14 protein-coding genes and 1 tRNA gene are annotated in these 18,593 nt (G+C 70.8%); 4 read left to right on the top strand and 11 right to left on the bottom strand.

Features of this window, described 5'->3' with window-relative positions:
- Positions 1-117: 117 nt before the first annotated feature.
- Entirely contained in the window at positions 118-1,773 is a 1,656-nt protein-coding gene (locus ACIP79_RS35185; protein ID WP_401230127.1) for a hypothetical protein, read from the top strand.
- A 100-nt stretch (positions 1,774-1,873) separates the two neighbouring features.
- On the opposite strand, the gene ACIP79_RS35180 is transcribed toward ACIP79_RS35185, so the two are convergent.
- Entirely contained in the window at positions 1,874-2,437 is a 564-nt protein-coding gene (locus ACIP79_RS35180) for an HIT family protein (protein ID WP_383682488.1), read from the bottom strand.
- Between the two features lie 67 nt (positions 2,438-2,504).
- Between ACIP79_RS35180 and ACIP79_RS35175 the strand changes: the two genes are divergently transcribed.
- The gene (locus tag ACIP79_RS35175; RefSeq protein WP_401230124.1) at positions 2,505-3,173 is read left to right on the top strand and encodes a potassium channel family protein; all 669 of its coding nucleotides are present in this window, start codon (positions 2,505-2,507) and stop codon (positions 3,171-3,173) included.
- Positions 3,174-3,207: 34 nt separating this feature from the next.
- Here the strand turns inward: ACIP79_RS35175 and thrS are convergent, their stop codons facing one another.
- The 3 genes from thrS to ACIP79_RS35160 all read right to left on the bottom strand — a co-directional run bounded on the left by thrS (position 3,208) and on the right by ACIP79_RS35160 (position 7,087).
- Positions 3,208-5,184, bottom strand: coding sequence for a threonine--tRNA ligase (gene thrS / locus ACIP79_RS35170; RefSeq protein WP_401230121.1), 1,977 nt, complete (start codon positions 5,182-5,184; stop codon positions 3,208-3,210).
- Between the two features lie 113 nt (positions 5,185-5,297).
- Complete coding sequence (locus ACIP79_RS35165) at positions 5,298-6,524, bottom strand: hypothetical protein (RefSeq protein WP_401230118.1); 1,227 nt, start codon at positions 6,522-6,524, stop codon at positions 5,298-5,300.
- Positions 6,521-7,087 (bottom strand): DUF4365 domain-containing protein, encoded by a 567-nt coding sequence (locus tag ACIP79_RS35160; protein ID WP_401230115.1) that lies wholly within the window; start codon positions 7,085-7,087, stop codon positions 6,521-6,523. The genes ACIP79_RS35165 and ACIP79_RS35160 overlap by 4 nt, the downstream gene beginning before the upstream one ends.
- 170 nt (positions 7,088-7,257) lie before the next feature.
- On the opposite strand from ACIP79_RS35160, the gene ACIP79_RS35155 reads away from it, so the two are divergent.
- Positions 7,258-7,983, top strand: a complete 726-nt coding sequence (locus tag ACIP79_RS35155) for a 3'-5' exonuclease (protein WP_383682479.1) — start codon at positions 7,258-7,260, stop codon at positions 7,981-7,983.
- 68 nt (positions 7,984-8,051) lie between these two features.
- Here the strand turns inward: ACIP79_RS35155 and ACIP79_RS35150 are convergent.
- Positions 8,052-8,123, bottom strand: a tRNA-Val gene (locus tag ACIP79_RS35150).
- A 75-nt stretch (positions 8,124-8,198) separates the two neighbouring features.
- Positions 8,199-8,645 (bottom strand): SRPBCC family protein, encoded by a 447-nt coding sequence (locus ACIP79_RS35145; protein ID WP_401230112.1) that lies wholly within the window; start codon positions 8,643-8,645, stop codon positions 8,199-8,201.
- 88 nt (positions 8,646-8,733) lie between these two features.
- On the opposite strand from ACIP79_RS35145, the gene ACIP79_RS35140 reads away from it, so the two are divergent.
- Positions 8,734-11,148, top strand: a complete 2,415-nt coding sequence (locus tag ACIP79_RS35140; protein WP_401230109.1) for an SCO7613 C-terminal domain-containing membrane protein — start codon at positions 8,734-8,736, stop codon at positions 11,146-11,148.
- Between the two features lie 11 nt (positions 11,149-11,159).
- Here the strand turns inward: ACIP79_RS35140 and ACIP79_RS35135 are convergent, their stop codons facing one another.
- From ACIP79_RS35135 to ACIP79_RS35115, 5 genes are all read right to left on the bottom strand, one after another.
- A complete protein-coding gene (locus ACIP79_RS35135; RefSeq protein ID WP_401230107.1) occupies positions 11,160-13,892 on the bottom strand; it encodes a Tat pathway signal sequence domain protein in 2,733 nt (910 codons plus the stop codon).
- A 77-nt stretch (positions 13,893-13,969) separates the two neighbouring features.
- The gene (locus ACIP79_RS35130) at positions 13,970-14,587 is read right to left on the bottom strand and encodes a hypothetical protein (protein ID WP_401230105.1); all 618 of its coding nucleotides are present in this window, start codon (positions 14,585-14,587) and stop codon (positions 13,970-13,972) included.
- Position 14,588: 1 nt separating this feature from the next.
- On the bottom strand, positions 14,589-15,461 hold the full coding sequence (locus ACIP79_RS35125) for a carbohydrate ABC transporter permease (protein ID WP_401230103.1): 873 nt from the start codon (positions 15,459-15,461) through the stop codon (positions 14,589-14,591).
- Positions 15,458-16,426 carry a carbohydrate ABC transporter permease gene (locus tag ACIP79_RS35120; protein WP_401230100.1) on the bottom strand — a complete coding sequence of 323 codons (969 nt, stop codon included), beginning with the start codon at positions 16,424-16,426 and terminating at the stop codon, positions 15,458-15,460. Before ACIP79_RS35120 ends, ACIP79_RS35125 begins: the two co-directional genes overlap by 4 nt.
- Positions 16,426-17,748 (bottom strand): ABC transporter substrate-binding protein, encoded by a 1,323-nt coding sequence (locus tag ACIP79_RS35115; RefSeq protein WP_383685575.1) that lies wholly within the window; start codon positions 17,746-17,748, stop codon positions 16,426-16,428. Before ACIP79_RS35115 ends, ACIP79_RS35120 begins: the two co-directional genes overlap by 1 nt.
- Between the last annotated feature and the right edge of the window lie 845 nt (positions 17,749-18,593).

Below are 18,593 nucleotides of genomic sequence, written 5' to 3'. Positions count from 1 at the left end.
GCGGTTCCGGCCGATACTCTGAGAACCTGATCAAGCCGATGACCTGATCAACAGGTGTGCGGAGCACGGAAGTCGGGAAAGGCCGCAGCAGCGGAACAGCGGCAGTGGGGGGCGGCAGTGGCGTTCGACGGATTCGATTTCACTCCTGGGGCGCAGGTGCCGCTCTCGGGCGCCGAGGGACAGACGGCCGCGACCTACGCCCTCGCCTCGGCGTCATACCGGGACGGACCGGTCGAGGAGATCCTCAAGGCCGACAACGAATGGCACAAGTCCACCATCAAGCCCCCGCGGATCAAGCTGTTCGCGCCGAACCTGGGCGAGGCCTTCGCGCGGGCGGTGCAGGACCGCATGCTGGGCGCGGGACGCAAGCCGCTCATCCAGTCCTTCGGCACCGAGCCGCAGGTCGTCGTCGAGCACTGCCTGGCGGCGAACCGCATCCGCCGCGAGCGCGACAACTGGCTGTCGGCCGTGATGGTGCTGTGCGGAGTGCTCTTCCTGCCCGGCCTGTTGGTGTGGCTGCTGGTCTTCCAGATCCGGTCGACCGTCGCCAGGACCGCGGACAAGCGGGCCTCCGCGCTCGCCACCACCCTCCTGGTCGCCGTCGGCGCCCTGGCCGTGCTCTTCCTGGTCAAGATGCCGTTCGGCGGCTTCTGGGGCTGGTACGGGCGTGCGTCGATCGTCCTCCCGGTCGTCGGCTGGTTCTGGGCCAAGCGGATCTGCGAGCGCACCGCCAAGGACCTCCGCGAGCGCTGGGCCAGCCTGCTGTCCGGCGGCGCGATCGGCGCCAAGATCCCCGAGGCGGTGCCCGGCAGCCCGGGTGAGTCGGCGGCCGAGCGGCTGCGCCAGGAACTGGCCCGGCTCAGCGCCGAGCAGCAGTCCAACTCCGTCTTCTACGCCGGGCCCAAGGGCATACTCGGCATGGGCACCCGGTGGGGCAGCTGGCAGCTCGCCGAGGAACTGGTGGCGCGCGACGCGAACAAGGAGATCCACCCGTTCCGCAGTTGGGACGTCATCCGGTCCATCCACGACCAGCTCCGCATGCTGGAGCGCGGTCCGCTCAACACCGGCGGCTTCACCAAGCCGACGATAAAGCACTGGATCGTGACGCCGATCGGCGAGAACTCCAAGGCGGTGTCGCGGCCCGGCGGTACGGACGTCGACGCCTACACGATCAAGAACCACGCCATACAGGAAATCTGCAACAAGCAGCAGTTCGGCGGTGGCGACCGGCACTACCTCGGGGTCCAGTGGACGCTCTGGGACGGCCAGTTGGTCATCACCATGCTCATCACCGTGACCGTGCTGCACCAGACGCTGCGCATCGAGGTCACCGGGCACGCGCTGGGACCGGTGAACTCGCTGTTCACCAGCAAGCCCGAAGCACCCAGCAAAGAGGTCGCGAAGGCCGTCAAGTTCTGGGAGACCCGCAAGGTCAGCCTGCCGCTGGTCACCACCGACGAGGTCGTACGGCTCGCCGCCCGCGCCCCGTTGACCTGGTACCCGCCGCTCCTCAACTGGCTCGGCGGCAGCCTGGCGCTCCCCGAGCCGTTCGGCCTCCGGCACTCCTGGGCCGACCAGCCCTGGCGGCACCGCTTCATGGCCGACGACGCGCTGCGGGCCGCGGCCCCCGTGCTGCGCGTGGTGCACTCGGCGGCGATCAAGGTCCTCGACGAGAACGGCGTCGACACGGAGCCGTTCGGCAACAGGTCCTCGTTCCTGAGCACGGCGGTGCAGGACCCGATGCCGAGGAAGGCCGACGTGTACGACGCGTAGCCGGAACGCACGGCCGGAACGCGCAGTCGGCACGCACGGCCGGCACGCGTAGCCGGAGACCGGCCGGGCGGTCGTCGGCCGCCCGGGACCAGCCGGCCTGTCAGGCAGCCGTCGGCCATGCCTCCGCGAGCATCTTGCGGGTGTCCGCGAGAAGCTGCGGCAGGACCTTGGTGTGGCCGACCACCGGCATGAAGTTCGTGTCACCGCCCCATCGGGGGACGATGTGCTGGTGGAGGTGGGCGGCGATGCCCGCGCCCGCGACCGTGCCCTGGTTCATGCCGATGTTGAAGCCGTGCGCGCCCGAGGCGGTCCGCAGCGCGGTCATCGCCTGCTTGGTCAGCTCGCCGAGCTCCGCGGTCTCGGGGCCGGTCAGATCGGTGTAGTCCGCGACGTGCCGGTAGGGCACCACCATCAGGTGGCCGCCGTTGTACGGGTAGAGGTTGAGCACCGCGTAGACCTGCTCGCCGCGCCTGACGACGAGCCCGTCCTCGTCGGACTTGGCGGGGATCGAGCAGAAGGGACAGCCGTCTTCGGCCCCGGGGCCGGTGGGCTTGTTCTCGCCCTGGATGTAAGCCATCCGATGAGGCGTCCACAGGCGCTGGAACGCGTCCTGGGTTCCCACTCCGACCTGCTGCTCCGGCTCGCTCGTCATGATGTGCAGCATATTGCTTCGCCCGTTCGCGGCGTGTCGGCGGGTGCCGAACAAAAGGGTCCCCGGCCAAGCTGGTGCGATGGACGACGACAGCCGCAAGGCCCACTGGGAGCGGCTCACCGAGTTCCCGCTCGGGCTGGCCTCCCTGCTGTACCTGGCCGCGTACGCGACCCTCGTCCTCGCGCACGGTCTGCCCGCCGCCTGGCGGGACCTCTGCCTCGCGGTGCTGCTCGGTGCCTGGGCGCTGTTCGCCCTCGACTACGCCGTGCGCTGGCGGCTGAGCGGGCAGGGCCACCGCTTCGTCCGGAAGCACTGGCTGGACACCCTGGTCGTCGTCCTGCCGCTGCTGCGGCCGCTGCGCGTCGTGCGGGTCTACGAGGCCGTGCAGCGCCGGCGCGGTGAGCCCCGGCTCGCGCTGCACGCGCGCGTGATCGTGTACGCGGGCCTGTCCGTCGCGCTGCTCGGGTTCGCGGGCGCCCTCGCCGTCTACCAGCAGGAGCGCGGGGCGCCGGGCGCGACGATGCGGACCTTCGGTGACGCGGTGTGGTGGACCTGCGCGACGCTCGCGACGGTCGGCTACGGGGATGTGACGCCGGTGACGCCCGCGGGGCGGACGATCGCGGTCGGCCTGATGGCGTGCGGGCTCGCACTGCTCGGCGCGGTGACGGGTTCGTTCTCGTCGTGGCTGTTGCAGGTGTTCTCCAGCGAGGACAGGGACGAGGGCGGAAAGAGGCCCCCGGGGAGCTGAGCTCCCCGGGGGCCTCCGGCACGACCTCGGCGCGTCAGACCTGCACGCGGTCCTCGACGACCTTCGCGATCTTGGCGATGGCTTCCTCGACCGGGATGCCGTTCTCCTGCGCGCCGTCGCGGTAGCGGAAGGAGACGGCGCCGGCCGCCATGTCCTCGTCGCCCGCGATGACCATGAAGGGCACCTTCTGCTTCTGCGCGTTGCGGATCTTCTTCTGCATGCGGTCGGAGGACGAGTCGACCTCGACGCGCAGCCCCTTCCGCCTGGCCTCGGCGGCGAACTTCTCCAGGTACTCGACGTGCGCGTCGCCGATCGGGATACCGATCGCCTGCACGGGCGCCAGCCAGGCCGGGAACGCGCCCGCGTAGTGCTCCAGGAGCACGGCGAAGAAGCGCTCGATGGAGCCGAACAGCGCGCGGTGGATCATGACGGGCCGCTGCTTGGAGCCGTCGGGGCCGGTGTACTCCAGGTCGAAGCGCTCCGGCAGGTTGAAGTCGAGCTGCACGGTCGACATCTGCCAGGTGCGGCCGATGGCGTCCTTGGTCTGCACGGAGATCTTCGGGCCGTAGAACGCGGCGCCGCCCGGGTCCGGGACCAGCGGGAGGCCCTGCTTCTCCGCCACCTTGCGCAGCGTCTCGGTGGCCTCCTCCCAGACCTCGTCGGAGCCGACGAACTTCTCCGGGTCCTTGGTCGACAGCTCCAGGTAGAAGTCGGTCAGGCCGTAGTCGCGCAGCAGGTTCAGGACGAAGGTGAGCGTCTTGTCGAGCTCGTCCGCCATCTGCTCCTTGGTGCAGTAGATGTGCGCGTCGTCCTGGGTGAAGCCGCGGGCCCGGGTCAGACCGTGCACGACGCCCGACTTCTCGTACCGGTACACGGTCCCGAACTCGAAGAGGCGCAGCGGCAGTTCGCGGTAGGACCGGCCGCGCGCGTCGAAGATCAGGTTGTGCATCGGGCAGTTCATGGGCTTGAGGTAGTAGTCCACGCCCTCGTCGAGCTGCATGGGCGGGTACATGCCGTCGGCGTACCAGTCCAGGTGGCCCGAGGTCTCGAAGAGCTTCCCCTTGGTGGCGTGCGGGGTGTAGACGAACTCGTAGCCCTCCTCCTCGTGCCGGCGGCGCGAGTAGTCCTCCATGACCCGGCGGACGACGCCGCCCTTGGGGTGGAAGACGGCGAGGCCGGAGCCGATCTGCTCCGGGATGGAGAACAGGTCCAGCTCGCTGCCCAGTTTGCGGTGGTCGCGCTTCTCCGCCTCGGCGAGGAAGTCGAGGTGCGCCTTCAGCTCGTCCTTGGAGGGCCACGCGGTGCCGTAGATGCGCTGGAGCATGGGGTTCTTCTCGCTGCCGCGCCAGTACGCGGCGGCGTTGCGCATCAGCTTGAACGCCGGGATGAAGCGGGTGGTGGGCAGGTGGGGACCGCGGCAGAGGTCCTTCCAGCACAGCTCGCCGGTCTTCGCGTCGAGGTTGTCGTAGATGGTCAGCTCGCCGCCGCCCACCTCGACGTCCGCGCCGTCGTCGGTGGACGCGGCGCCCTTGATGCCGATGAGCTCCAGCTTGTACGGCTCCGACGCCAGCTCCTCGCGGGCGGCCTCGTCGGTGACCACGCGGCGGGAGAAGCGCTGGCCGCGCTTCTGGATCTCCTGCATCTTCTTCTCGATGGCCTTGAGGTCATCGGGGTGGAAGGGCTTCTCGACGTCGAAGTCGTAGTAGAACCCGTCCTTGACCGGCGGGCCGATGCCCAGCTTGGCGTCGGGGAAGAGCTCCTGCACGGCCTGCGCCATGACGTGCGCGGTGGAGTGGCGCAGGATGTTGAGGCCGTCCTCGGAGGAGATCTCGACGGGCTCGACCTCCTCGCCGTCCCGCACCTCGTACGCGAGGTCCTTGAGCTCGCCGCCGACGCGCGCCGCGACGATGGTGCGCTCGCCGCCGAAGAGGTCGGCCGCCGTAGTGCCCGTCGTCACCACGCGCTCTTCCCGCTCGGAATCGCGTTGGATGATCACACGGACGTCTGACACCGGTCTTCTCCTGACTGAAGGGCACGGGCGCATCTTCTATTACGCACGCAATACAAGATGGATCGTACCGAGCCCTGGGTCCCGTTCGCTAAACGGTTAAACCTCACCCCTTCTCAGTCCTCGCCGCACGCCTCCTCGAAGAAGGCTGTGATCTCGGCGGTTTCCTGGATCGACTTCATCAGCCGGTCCCGCTCGGCCTCGTCGACCTGTACGGGCACGACCCCGGAGGCGTCCGTGAGCCGGCGGAAACCGCCCCGGCTCTCCAGCCGCCCGTGCACCCGCACCGGCAGCCCGACGAGGTGGGCGTGGCCCGCTGTCCGGTACGCCTCCTCGTCGAGCGTCATCCGGACGTGCGGGACCTCCGCGCCCGCGATGACCTTCAGCCGTACGGTGCCCTCGCCGCGCGGCCCGGACCTGCGCATCCGTACGACGGCGCCCGTGACGCGTACGGGCACGGACGGTTCCTCGCGCAGGAAGCGGGCCCCGGCCTCCCGCAGCACGGGCAGGTCGCCTGGCGAGAACTCGACGGGCTCGGCGGGTGCCGCGCAGCCCTCGGGGACGCCCGCGGAGGGCGCCCACTCCACGGCGATCCGGGCGCCCTCGGTGCCGCGGACGAGGGTCACCAGGGCTTCCATGAGCTCGTGGCTGACGCCGGCCTCCACCGCCGCGTCGAAGGCGTCCATGCCGCCGGTGGCCCGCTGGTAGTCGACGGCCTCGCGGGCGGCGTACAGCGCCTGGTGCAGGCGTACGGCGAGGGGCCGTCCGGTGTCGACGGGCACGAAGGCGGTGAGCCGGCGTCCGCCGGGCTCGGCGCCGACCAGGACCTTGTCCAGGGAGGCGGCGGCGGGCCCGCGGTGGCGGGCGCCGTGGTAGCCGGCCCGCGCGCGGGTGGCCAGCGCCCCGGCCAGCAGCATCTGGCGGGCTGCGGCGCGCAGTTGTTCCTCGACGGTCCAGGGCGCGGCGCCCGCGGGACCGGTCGGGACGTCGCGCCACCAGCGGATCTCGTCGCTGGGCACGGCGAGCGCGACCAGGATGTCGCGCGCGGAGGGCGAGTCGCTGCGGGAGAGTGCGAGGAGTGCCTCGCCGAGCAGGTCGTCGCTGTCGGGGAAGGCCCGGCTTTCCGGTACGAGCAGGCTCGTACCGCCGCCACCGGGCCCGGGTGGGGTCCATCGGCCGTACCGGCCCGGCGCGCCGCCGCGGCGCTGCCAGCCGTGCCGGTGGAGCAGCGCGCCGAGCACTGCGGGGTCGACCTGGCCGGGCTCGGGCGGCTCGCTCCAGAGGGCCTCGGCCGGGTGCGGCCTGACCGGCCGCGGGGCTTCGTCGATCGGGCGGTGTGTCACGGTTTTCCTCCCGTCCCGACCCGCGTCATGATCTCGCAGAGCGCTCGGTCGTCGAAGACGCGTGCGGTCGGGACGCGGACGGTGGTCCTGCGCCGGCCGGTGACGGCCTGTCCGGCGAGGTTGATCCAGTAGCAGCAGTGCCGCAGGTCGAGGCGGTCGTGGCCGGCGCGCAGCCAGTCGTCCTGCGAGCGGGGCACGAGCATCACGACCAGTATCTTGTGCACCGAGACCGGGGTACGGGCCAGCTTCTCCAGGTGCGCGTTGTCGAGCGTGAAGGAGAAGGCGGGGCCCGGGGGGTTCGGCGGTATCTGGTACGTGCACTTGAGCTGCACTTTTATGGTGACTTCGTCGTCGACCGTGTGCGCGGGGGCGCTGTGGCTGACGTGCCAGTCGATGCCGTTGTCGGGAAACGGCTGGGAGAGCGAGCAGCCCGCGGCTGCCGCGACGGCGTGCAGGTAGCCCACCTGGAGGGTCTCCATGCAGGCGGTGGTGGCGAGTGAGCCTCTGTGGGGTGCTGTGCGCTGGGGCAGCAGCCCGCCCCGCTCGGGCTGCGCGAGTGCCATGAGTCCAACAGCCTTCCAAACCAGGTGTATCCCCGCGACGGGCCGCTGAACTGCGAAGACCCGTACCTCTGTTGTCTCCTCCGGAGTTACGGCGCAAACAGCGCGGGTATCACCAAACTGGCAGAAGACGGTGCGTCAGCTGCCGTGGGTGAACGAGGAGTTGTGTGCGTATGACGTGCTGGTACGAGGGCCCCTTGGCCGCGTTCGACACGGAGACCACGGGTGTGGACGTCGAGACCGACAGGATCGTGTCGGCCGCCGTCGTCGTCCAGGACGCCCCGGGCCTGCGCCCGCGGGTGACCCGGTGGCTGGTCAGCCCGGGAGTGCCGGTGCCCGCGGGGGCGACGGCGATCCACGGGCTGACGGACGAGCATCTGCGGAGCAACGGCCGCTGGCCGTCGCCCGTGATGGACGAGATAGCCAGGGAACTGGCCCAACAGGCCGCGGCGGGCCGGCCGCTCGTGGTGATGAACGCTCCCTTCGATCTGACCCTGCTGGACCGGGAGTTGCGCCGCCATCGCGCCTCGACGCTCGACCACTGGTTCGAGGCGAAGCCGCTGCGCGTGCTCGACCCCCGCGTCCTCGACAAGCATCTGGACCGTTACCGCAAGGGCCGCCGCACCCTCACCGACCTCTGCGCGCACTACGGCGTGGCGCTGGAGGGCGCGCACGACGCGGCGGCCGACGCGGTCGCCTCGATCGAGGTCGTACGCGCGGTCGGGCGCCGGTTCGCGGCCCGGCTGGAGCGGCTGTCACCGGCCGAACTGCACACGCTCCAGGCCGTGTGGCACGCGGCACAGGCGCGTGGGCTCCAGGCCTGGTTCGCGCGCAGCGGTTCGGAGGAGGCGGTGGATCCGGCGTGGCCGCTGCGCCCGGACCTGGCGACGGCGGCGTAGGACACGCCCGGCCAGGAGACCGGGCAACAGAAAACCGGTCCGTCTGCGACGGACCGGTTCTTTCCGGGTGGGCGATACTGGGTTCGAACCAGTGACCTCTTCGGTGTGAACGAAGCGCTCTCCCACTGAGCTAATCGCCCGGGAACGCACCGAACAATACAGGTCTCGGCGGGTGTCGTTCAAACCGCTTCGGTCAAACCGTCAAACCGCTTCGGTCAGTCCGTTTCGAGGTACGCCCTGAGGCCGCGCCTGCCCGCCCGCATCATCAGCGCGTGGTTGGCGCGGAAGACGGGCCGCCCCGGCACGGCGAGCCGCCGCAGCAGCGGCTTGGTCACCTCGACCTCCTGCTCGTACCGCGCCCGTGTGCCCCGTCCCGCGGCTGTCAGGCTCCAGCGTGCCCAGCCCTCCAGGTCGCCGGACATCGCGATCTCCAGGACGCCGCCTTCCGGGTCGCGGCGCACCTCACGCCCGGTGAAGGTCAGGTCGTACGGCAGGGCCGAGCGGACCCGGATCTCACCGCTGCGCCCGTCGAGGCGCGTCACCTCGCGCACCTGTGGCCACCAGCGCGGGTACTCCTCGGCCCGCTCCAGCACGACGTAGACGTCGGCGGGCGGCGCGGGCAGGTCCCACACGCTGCGGAAGCGGTAATGGCTCCAGTCCATGTACGGAGTGTGCCCGCCCGGCCGGTTGAGTACCGCCTGAGTACCTGCGCTCATGCCCACGGACGTGACCGGGACCACACTTTCGGGCATGACCCACTTCCCGCCCCCTGCCGAGGAGTTGCGGCTCCTCGACACCGAGCTGCGGCAACTCGACGCTCGCCGCGCCCAGTTGCTGGGCCGCCGCGCCTGGCTGATCCAGGCGCTGTACCCGGTGCCCGCGCCACGGCCCGTCGCCGCCGTACGCCGGCCCGAGACCACGGCTCCCAGCGTCCAGAACGTGCTGCTGATCCTCGGCGGCGTCCTGCTGACCATCGCCGCGATCGCTTTCACCCTGGTCAGCTGGGGTCACCTGGGGATCACCGGCCGCTCTGTGGTGCTGGGCGCGGTGACCGTGGCCGCGCTCGGGGCGCCCGTGCCGCTCCTGCGGCGGGGGCTGGGCGCGACGGCCGAGGCGGTGGCGGGGCTGGGTCTCGCGCTGACGGTCCTCGACGCCTACGCGCTGTACGAGGTGGCGCTCCCGGACACGGACGGCCTCGGGTACGCGGCCGTGGCCTCGGCGGTGCTCGCCGTGGGGTGGGCGGCGTACGGGCTCACGCTCGGCGCGGCGCACTCGTCGGCGGGCGTCCGGGCGCACCGGCCGGGCCCGCTGCGGCTGCCCCTGCCGCTCGCGACCGCGGCGGCCCAGTTCCCGCTGCTGCTCTGGGCGGGCGCCGCGGACGCGGGCGCTCACACCGTGACGGCCGCGCTTCTGCTGACGGCCGCGTTCGACACGGCTCTCGCGCTGCGGACGCCCGTGAGGTCCGTCCGCGTCGTCGCCACCGTGGGTGCGTACGGCTGGGGCGGCTGGGGCACCTTCGCCGCCGGCTGGCTGTCCTGGACGGCCGCCGGCCCGAGCGCCGTGGCCCGTGCGGCGGCGCTCCTCCTCTTCGCCGCGGCGATCGCCCTGACGGCGGCCTGGCGGGTCCCCGCAGCGCGCGTCGGCAGCGGCATCGCGGTGGCGGGCGGCCTGATCACCGTCGCCGGCATCGGCGGGGTGCCGCACTCGGCGCTGCCCGATTCCTGGTCGGTTCCCGGCTATCTGGTGTGCGCCGTCGCCCTGTTGGCGGTCCTGCGCTCCCGCCTCCCGGAGCCCCTGCGGCACGGTCTGGCCCAGGCTTCCGCCGGTGTGCAGGCCGTCGCGGTGCTGTGGGCGCTGCCCACGGTCCTCGTCGCCCTGCTGGGCCCGCTCGACTGGGCCCGGCGGGCCTGGACCGGGGCCCCGGCCACCGCCCGCGACGCGGTGACGACCGCCGACCTGCCCTGGCCCGCGGACTCGGCCACGGCGCCTCTCGTCCTCGCGCTGGTCGCCGCTGTACTGGCGCTCGCGACCCGTGGCACGACCTGGCGCCCGCAGGCCGTGACGGGTGCGCTCACCCTGGCCTGGGCGACGGCTCTCGTCCTCCCCGCGACCCTCGAACTCCCCTACGCGGCGGGCCTGTCGGCGCAGTTCCTGCTGACGGTGGCTCTGGTGGCGGCCGCACAGCGGTCTCCGCGGCTCCCGGCGCTTCCCGAGCCCGCTCCGCTCCTCGCCCTCGGTCTCGCCCTCCTCACCTCCGTCAGCCTCGCCTTCCTCGCCCTGGCCTCCAGGCCGGCCACTCTGCTCGTGTCGGCCGCGTTGACGGCCCTGTTCGCGGCCGCCGCCGCGCGTCCGCGCCTCGGCCCGATCGCGGCGCCGGCCTCGCTGGTCCACGCGACGGCCCTCCTCTGCGCCGTCGGTGCCTCCCTCGACTGGCAGCCGCAGCGGACCGCGCTGCTCGTCCTCGTGGTGCCCGTCGCCGCCGCGCTGCTCGCGGGACGCCTCGGCGCCTCCCCCACGACCGTGTCCCTGGAGGTGACGGGCGCCGCCGCCGCGCTGCTCGCCGTCGGACTCACGGTCACCGATCCGCCGACGCTGGCCCTGGTGCTGGCCCTCTGCGGAGTCATCGCGGCGGGTACGGCCGTACGGGTGGACCGGCGTCCCGTCGGCTACGCGGCCACGGCGCTGTTCGTGCTAGCCACCTGGGTCCGCCTGGCGTCCTGGGACGTCGGCTCCCCGGAGGCGTACACGCTTGCGGTGACCGTCCCCGCGCTGCTCGTCGGCGTGCTCAGGCGCCGCCGGGACACCCGCGTCTCGTCCTGGACGGCGTACGGCCCGGGTCTGTCCGTCACGCTCGTGCCCAGCCTCCTCGCCGCCTGGGGCGACGCGCACTGGACGCGCCCGCTGCTGTTCGGCGTGGCGGCCCTCGCCGTCACTCTGACCGGCGCCCGGCACCGTCTCCAGGCGCCGCTCGTCCTGGGCGGCACGGTGCTGGTCCTCGACGCGCTGCACGAACTCGCCCCGTACATCGCGCAGGTGGCCGAGGCGCTCCCCCGCTGGGTGCTTCCCGCACTCGCCGGTCTGCTGCTGCTCGCGCTCGGGGCGACGTACGAGCGGCGGATCCGTGACGCGCGGCGAGTGCGGGAGGTGCTGGGGAGGATGCGCTGACGGGCCCCGCTCTACGGCATCCGGTCGCCGAGCAGCGCCAGGTTCTCGATCGCCGCGAGGCCGTACAGGGCGGTGTCGTTCGTGTAGACCCAGTCGGCCTCGCTGCCCGGCACCAGGGTGACCGGGCCGCTCAGCTCCTCCGTGGTCCAGGGCGCCGACTCCTTGTAGCCGTCGGAGTTGTAGAACTTGTCCCACGCGCGTGCCGCGAGCTTCGCGTCACCGGTCTGCACGGCCGCGTACGCGTCGAGACGTGAGTGTCCCTGGAACAGCAGCAGCGTCCCGAAGTTGGAGCCGTAGCGGGCCGCCTGTTCGGTCTTGGTGGCGTTGAAGTAGCGGCAGTAGTCGAGGTAGGCGTCCTTGAAGCCGGGCACGTCGACGAGGTCGATGAGTTCGGCGCAGAGTTCGTTGAGTCCGAAGACCGCGGACAGGTGCGAGACGCCGACCACGGGCGCCGCGGCGATCGCGAACCTCCCGGTGTCCAGGTCGTACAGGCCGGTGCCCTGCACGAACCCGTTGGGCTGGGCGGCGATCGTCTCCATCGTCGACAGCACGCGCGCCCTGGCCTTCTCCCACTTGGGCCCCCTGCGCTCCCACTCCGTCAGCCACGCCGACACCAGCCCGCTCCAGTCCGTGCCGAAGCCGATCGACAGGGCGTGCCGGTCGGGTGTGTAGGGCTCGGTGCGGATCTTGCGGATCGGGTCGAGGACCAGGAAGGTCTCGTCGGAGTCGACGTTGGCGTGCATCAGGTCGCCGACGCGTTCGTCGGCGGTGAGGAAGTAGTAGTAGCGCCGGTACGTGGTGTTCGCGATGCGCTGCTGCTTGGCGCTGTCGGCGTAGTGCTGCACGCCGTGCCGGGTGCCGAGGCCCGCCCACTGGCCCAGGTGGTAGACGTCGACCTCGCCGGTGTGCCGGGTCATCGCCTCGGCGAAGCGGAAGATGTCGGCACGGCCCGAGCGGAGGTAGGCGAACCAGAGCCAGAGGTCGGGCGAGAGCTCGGAGTTGTCCCAGGCGTAGCCGCCGACGTCGTACCGCCACTGGTGTCTGACCGGGTCGTAGGAGTGCATGATGTCGCCGTAGTCCCAGAAGCCGTACCAACGGCGCATCTCCACCTGGTCCTTGTAGTAGGTGAAGAGGAAGTCCAGGTGGTCCTCGATCTTCGCCTTGGCCGCGGTGGAGCGGTCGGGCTCGGAGAAGAGACCGCCGAACACCTTGGCCTTGACGAGGTGCGCGGGCGGCGCGGCCAGTTGGGGCAACACCCTTACGGCCTTGACCTGTTGGGCGAGCTTCTCGGGGGTGGGTGTCGACTCGTTGGCCCAGAAGAGGAGTTCGGAGGTGCGGGCGATGCCGTAGGGGGTCCCGAACTCCGGCTCGTAGTCCTCGTAGGTGATGTTGAGGCCTTCGAGCTGTTCGGCGAACGTGTCCTGGCCCATGCCGTCGTGGTAGAAGCGCAGGTCCATGGGCTGCGCCTCGGGCGACCAGAGCCAGAGGGTGACCTCGGCCTCGTCGGTGTGGGCGTCGCGGATGTCGAGCTGGGCCGGATGCTTCTCCCAGAAGTCCCGCAGCCCGAAGGAGAATCCGCCGCTGGGGCCCCCGACGTAGCCGAAGCCGGACGCCCGCCTGCCGCCGCCCGCGGGGATCCAGCCGTACCCCTTCTTCGTGCGCTTGCGCAGTCCGAAGCCGTCCGCGGAGAGCTGCGAGAGCGTGTAGTCGCCCCACTCGGGGATGTACTGGAGCCGCGTGGTGACCCGCTGGTCCCAGGTCGACGGGTCGGCCAGCTTCTCCCCCGCGAACTGCGCCGCCTGCACCGTCGCGCCGGGATCGCGGCGCAGCCCGGTGATGCCCTTGACCGCCTCCCGCAGAAGTCCGGTGCCGTCGCCGCCGATCCGGATGTGCCGGTCGTACGAGGCGTCGCGCATCGGGACGGTGAAGCGGACGCCGAGCCCGCGGATGAAGTCACCGCTCGCCTTACCGGGCTCCTGTGTCCCGTCGAAGGTGACGGTGTGGACCATGCGGAACGAGTCGGCGCCGGCGTAGAAGTACAGCCGCACCGAGAAGGGGAGCCAACTCCGGCCGCCCTTGCGGTGCTTGCCGTCGATGCGGACGACCGCGCGGACCGGGCCCTCCTGCTCGACCTCGACCTCGGAGATGGCGCTCTCGAAGCGTTCGAACTTCTCCGCGCCCTGGTCCTCGTCCTCGATCTCGGGCTGGCGGATGAGCACGAGGCGGCCGTTCCTGGCGATCTCGGTGGTCCCGCGGGTGACGGACCTGACGAGTGTGGAGCCGCTCTTGCCGAGTTTCGCGGTGATGACGCCAGTCGATATGTCGATGGTTCCGCCGCGTTCGCGGACGGTGACCTTCCTCTCGGGGGCGGCGGGCTCCCCGGCGGCGAGACTCAGCCGACCGACTCCCGAACTGACCGCGTGCGCGGTCCACTTGAGGGAACCGTCGGGCCAGTAGGCGATCGGCCAGGACTGCACAGGCACCGCGCCGCCCTCGGCGTCCGTGAGCGCGAAGGTCTGGCCCTCGGCGTAGGTGCCCATCGGCCAGGGCACGCCGACCGTGGAACCGGGGGCGGCGCCGAGGCCGCCCTCCTCCAGCCAGTCCAGGGTGACGGGGTCCGCGTCGGCGGCCTCGGTTCCCGGCGCGGCCTGGGCGTTCGCGCTTCCCAGCGCCCAGCTGAACTGGGCGGCGGCTCCGGCGACCGCGGCCGCCTTGAGAAGGGACCTGCGAGGAATGGGAGACATGGCCTTTCCTTTCCGTGCGGGGAAGTCAGGGGCATGACACAGCGAGGTACAGCGCCCGGCGCCGGCCCGAGGAGAACTCAGCGAAGGCGGTGACGGTGGCGGTGGCGCTCCTCGACGGCGACGGCCGCCGCCGCGACGGCCCCCAGGACGGGGACCGCCAGGGGCGCGATGATCCAGGCCGAGCAGGCCACCACGGCCAGCCCGCCCACCAGCAGGAACGAGCCTGCCGGATCGAGGACGGTGCGGCGCCCGGCGTCCGCGAGCAGCGTGCGCCAGGACACCCCGGGCACCCAGACCGCCGCCGCGCGCAGCACGGCGACGGCGAGTCCGAGCAGTGCGAAGAGACCGACGGCGCCGACGAGCGGGCCGCCGGGAATCCCGGCGCGCACGGCCTGGACATCGATCCAGGCCGCGGCGACCGCGGCCCATCCGGCCACCCCGACGATCCAGCCGCCCCGGACGGCCGCCCGGAAGTCGGCGGTGAACTCCCGCCATCCGCCCGCCTCATGGCCCGTACGCCGCCGCAGGTGCCGTGACCCGGCGGCGAACGCGGCGGGCCAGGTGATCAGCGGGAGCGAGGCCACCGCGATCCACACTCCGGTGAGCAGGCACTCGGCGAAGACGGCGAACCGCTCGGCGAGAACGGACTCCCGAGGTGCCTCGCGTGCTTTCGCGCGCGCCCGGCCGGTGGCCATCTCAGCCCTTCAATCCGGAGGTCGCCATGCCGTCGATGAGGTAGCGCTGGAAGGCGAGGAAGAACAGCAGCACGGGCAGCAGCGCGACCAGAGACATCGCGATCATGCCGCCGTAGTTGGCGACACCCTCCTGGTCCCGGAACATCATCATGCCCAGCGAGACGGTGTACTTGCTGGGCTCGTTGAGGTAGATCAACGGGCCCATGAAGTCGTTCCAGGCGTTGATGAAGGTGAAGATCGCGCTGGTGATGAGCGCGGGCCGGCACAGCGGCAGCACGATCGACCAGTAGATCCGCAGATGCCCGCACCCGTCGAGCCGGGCCGCCTCGTCCAGTTCCCTGGGCAGGTTCCGCATGAACTGCACCATGAGGAAGACGAAGAACGCCTCGGTGGCCAGGTACTTGCCGATCAGCAGCGGCACATAGGTGTTGATCAGCTCCATCTTCTGGAACATCACGTACTGCGGAATGATCAGCACGTGGTACGGCAGCAGCAGTGTGCCGATCATGATCGAGAACATCAGGTTCCGCCCGGCGAACCTGATCTTGGCGAAGGCGTACGCCGTCAACGAGCAGGAGACGACGATGCCGACGACGGAACCGAGCGCGTAGAAAAGGGAGTTCTGGAAGAAGGTGGCGATCGAGATGTCGGCGATGCCGTCGGCGAGCCCCCGGAAATTGCCGAGGACGGGACTGGCCGGGAACAGGTCCAGGCTGCCGATGATCTCCCGGCTGGGCTTGAACGAGGCACCGATCACCCAGACGACGGGGTAGAGGACGACAGCCAGGACGGCCAGGGCGCCGAGATGCCAGGCGAGCGAACCGGCGCGTCTGCGGCCGCCGAGTTCCGCGGGCTTGCGCAGGGTGGTGCTCATCGGGAGTCCTCCTCGTAGTGCACCCACCGCTTCTGCGACCAGAAGAGGACGGCCGTCACCAGCGCCACGGCGAGCAGCAGCATCCAGGCCATGGCGGACGCGAAGCCCATCTGGGACTCCCTGAAGCCCTTCTGGTACAGGTAGCAGGTGTAGACGAGCGTGGCGTCGGCCGGTCCGCAGGTGGCGTTGGAGACGACGTACGCGGAGCCGAAGATCTGGAACGAGTGGATGGTCTCCAGCAGCACGTTGAAGAACAGCACCGGCGAGATCATCGGCAGCGTGATGTTCCAGAACCTCCGCAGCGGCCCCGCCCCGTCCACCTCGGCGGCCTCGTACAGCTCCTTCGGAACCTGCTTGAGCCCGGCGAGGAAGATCACCATGGGCGCGCCGAACTGCCACACGGTGAGGGCGACCAGGCTGTAGAGCACCCACTCCGGGTCACCGACCCAGCCGCCCGTGTGGAATCCGAGGAACGACTGCGTACGGTCCACGATGGCTTCGTCCGAGAAGAGCGCCCGCCAGACGAAGCCGACCGAGACGCTCGCGCCGATCAGCGAGGGCGCGTAGAACGCCGCCCGGTAGACGGCCTGCCCGCGTCGGCTCTGCGCGAGCAGCAGGGCGACCCCCAGGGCCAGCAGCAGCTTCAGCGGCGTCCCGATGACGACGTACTTCGCCGTCACCTCGACCGACTTCTGCCACCGGGGATCCTCGAACATCTTCGTGAAGTTGTCGAAGCCGATCCAGCTCGGTGAATTGAAGAGGTTGTAGTCGGTGAACGCGAAGTAGAGCGAGGCGGCCATCGGGCCCGCGGTCAGCAGCAGGAAGCCCGCGATCCACGGGGACATGAAGAGATATCCGGCGAGATTCTCCCGGCGCCCCCGCCGCTTTCGGGCGGCGGGGGCGGCGCGGGGCCTGTCCGGGGCGTCGGGCGGAGAGTCCTTGACGAGCGTCACGGCGGTTCCCATCAGGCGGCGAGGGCGGTCTTCGCCTCGGAGAAGAACTGCTTCACCGCGTCGGCGACCTTGGTCGTGCCCTGCGACATGTCACCGGCGATCCGCAGGAAGGCCGCCTCGGCGGTGTCGGCGCCGGCCGGGTGCGGGGTGAGGGCGCCCAGAACGCCGGCCGCGACGACGTCCTCCTCGTACTTGGCGATCGCCTTGCTGGGGGCGTCGGCCGGCTTGAAGGCGTCGAACTGCTCGGTGGTGGCGAGGATGCCGCGGTCGTAGCCCATGATCTTTCCGACCTCGGGGTCGTGGACCATGAAATTGATGAACTGGGCGACTTCCTTGGGGTGCTCGGTGCGTGCGGAGGCGCTCAGCATGAGCGAGGCGAGGTACTGGCCGGTCTGCTTGCCGTCCGTCGTGGGGATCGGCGCGAGGCCGTACGTGCTGTCTCCCTCGGCGGTGTAGCGGACGGTGAAGTTGTCCCAGGTGAACTCGGAGGCGCCGTGCGCGGCCGAGAGGGACGACTTGGGCTTGTCCTGCTCGACGCGCTTGGGGTCGGTGACGATCCCCGCCTTGACGCGGCTGTAGCCGTCCGTCCACCACTCCGTCAGATCGGCCTCATCGAAGCCGAGTCCGTCCTCGGTGAAGAACGCCTTGCCGTTCTGGCGGAGGTAGAGGTCGTAGAGGTACATGATCCCGAAGTAACCGGTGTCGCCGGCCACCTTCTGGGTGTCGTGGATCTTCTTGAGGGCGGCGAAATACTCGTCCCATGTCCAGCCCTGCTCGGGCTTGACGCCGGCCGCCTCAAATACCTTTTCGTCGATGACAAGTGACATGGTGTTGGATCCGACGGGTACTCCCAGAAGTTTACCGTCGACCTCCCCGACCTTTTCGACTCCGGCGCGGAAGTTCTCCAGGCTCAGATTTCCCGCGTCCACTTGGGTCTTGAGGTCGAGAAGGACGCTTCTCTTGTCGTACTTCCGAAGAAATCCCACCGCGTTCTGGAATACGTCCGGTGGATTTCCGCCCGCGGCCTGGGTCTGAAACTTCTCCCAAAAGGCCACGTAGTCCTGGAAGTCCGTCTTCACCTTGATCTTCGGGTACTTCTTCTCGAAGAGCGCGATGGTCTGGTTGATCCGCTTCGCCCGCTCGTCGGCGCCCCACCAGGCATACCGGATCGTCACGGTCCCGTCCCCGGAACCGCTCCCCCCGCCGCACCCCGTCGCCGCCGCCAGCCCCACCGTGGCCAGCGAAGCTCCCGCCGCCTTGAGGACCGTACGCCTCTCGACACTCCCGTTGTTACCCACAGTCGGGCCTCCCCGCGACGTCGTTGCCGCCTGCATGAATCGTTTCAAGTAAGCGCTTGCTGGCACAAGGTACGGAGGGGTTTCGGGCGCGTCAATGATTCGGACAGGAATCGATACGAGGGGGATCGCCTTGACGGCGAGGGGAGTTGAGGGCGCGGGGCTGGTCGCGACCGCGAGTGTGCAGGTGGGGTGGGTGGGGTCGGCCTGTCGAACGGGGGTGGGGGTGGGTGACTGGGGGTGGGTGAGTGGGGAGCGGCGCTTGCAGGGGGGCGGGGAGGTGGCGGGTTGGGGCGAGGTTCGGGTGAAAGGTGGGGGCGAGGACGACGGGCGGGGATCGGGGTGAGATTCGGGGTGAGGGACGCCGGGACGCCAGGGGCGAGGGCTGGGCGGGGGGCTCAGCTGGTGGTGGTCAGATGGGCGTGAGGGCTCGGCGGCGAGGGCCGGCTGGGGAACGGAGGGCTGGTCAGGGGTCGTCGTGCGGCTTCGGGGGATCGACCAGGGGGGCAGCCTGGCGGGTGGAGGGCGGGGCGGGGGCGTCGGGGTTCGGGGGACGCAGGGCGCCAGCTGACGACCGCCGCTCGGTGGAGCGGGCTGTGGCCAGCCGACGACCGCCGCTCCGCGGAACGGGCTGTGGGGCGCACACCCTCGCGACGGGCGCCCCTCGACCACCAAACCCCACCAGCCACCAGGCAGACCGCCAGCGGCACCGCCAGGCCGCAGGCCGCAGGCCGCAGGCCGCAGGCCGCAGGCCGCAGGCCGCAGGCCGCAGGCCGCAGGCCGCAGGCCGCAGGCCGCAGGCCGCAGGCCGCAGGCCGCAGGCCGCAGGCCGCAGGCCGCAGGCCGCAGGCCGCAGGCCGCAGGCCGCAGGCCGCAGGCCGCAG

This window comes from Streptomyces sp. NPDC088747 (assembly GCF_044751025.1).
Classification (GTDB): domain Bacteria; phylum Actinomycetota; class Actinomycetes; order Streptomycetales; family Streptomycetaceae; genus Streptomyces.
Note: the sequence above shows the minus strand (reverse complement) of the source record. Positions and strands in the feature narration are given on the sequence as shown.

Coding starts and splice junctions, on each gene's coding strand:
- ACIP79_RS35180 (WP_383682488.1), bottom strand. CDS start 2,437: ATGCTGCACATCATGACGAGCGAGCCGGAGCAGCAGGTCGGAGTGGGA.
- ACIP79_RS35175 (WP_401230124.1), top strand. CDS start 2,505: ATGGACGACGACAGCCGCAAGGCCCACTGGGAGCGGCTCACCGAGTTC.
- ACIP79_RS35160 (WP_401230115.1), bottom strand. CDS start 7,087: ATGGCACTCGCGCAGCCCGAGCGGGGCGGGCTGCTGCCCCAGCGCACA.
- ACIP79_RS35155 (WP_383682479.1), top strand. CDS start 7,258: ATGACGTGCTGGTACGAGGGCCCCTTGGCCGCGTTCGACACGGAGACC.
- ACIP79_RS35145 (WP_401230112.1), bottom strand. CDS start 8,645: ATGGACTGGAGCCATTACCGCTTCCGCAGCGTGTGGGACCTGCCCGCG.
- ACIP79_RS35140 (WP_401230109.1), top strand. CDS start 8,734: ATGACCCACTTCCCGCCCCCTGCCGAGGAGTTGCGGCTCCTCGACACC.
- ACIP79_RS35135 (WP_401230107.1), bottom strand. CDS start 13,892: ATGTCTCCCATTCCTCGCAGGTCCCTTCTCAAGGCGGCCGCGGTCGCC.
- ACIP79_RS35130 (WP_401230105.1), bottom strand. CDS start 14,587: ATGGCCACCGGCCGGGCGCGCGCGAAAGCACGCGAGGCACCTCGGGAG.
- ACIP79_RS35125 (WP_401230103.1), bottom strand. CDS start 15,461: ATGAGCACCACCCTGCGCAAGCCCGCGGAACTCGGCGGCCGCAGACGC.
- ACIP79_RS35120 (WP_401230100.1), bottom strand. CDS start 16,426: ATGGGAACCGCCGTGACGCTCGTCAAGGACTCTCCGCCCGACGCCCCG.
- ACIP79_RS35115 (WP_383685575.1), bottom strand. CDS start 17,748: ATGCAGGCGGCAACGACGTCGCGGGGAGGCCCGACTGTGGGTAACAAC.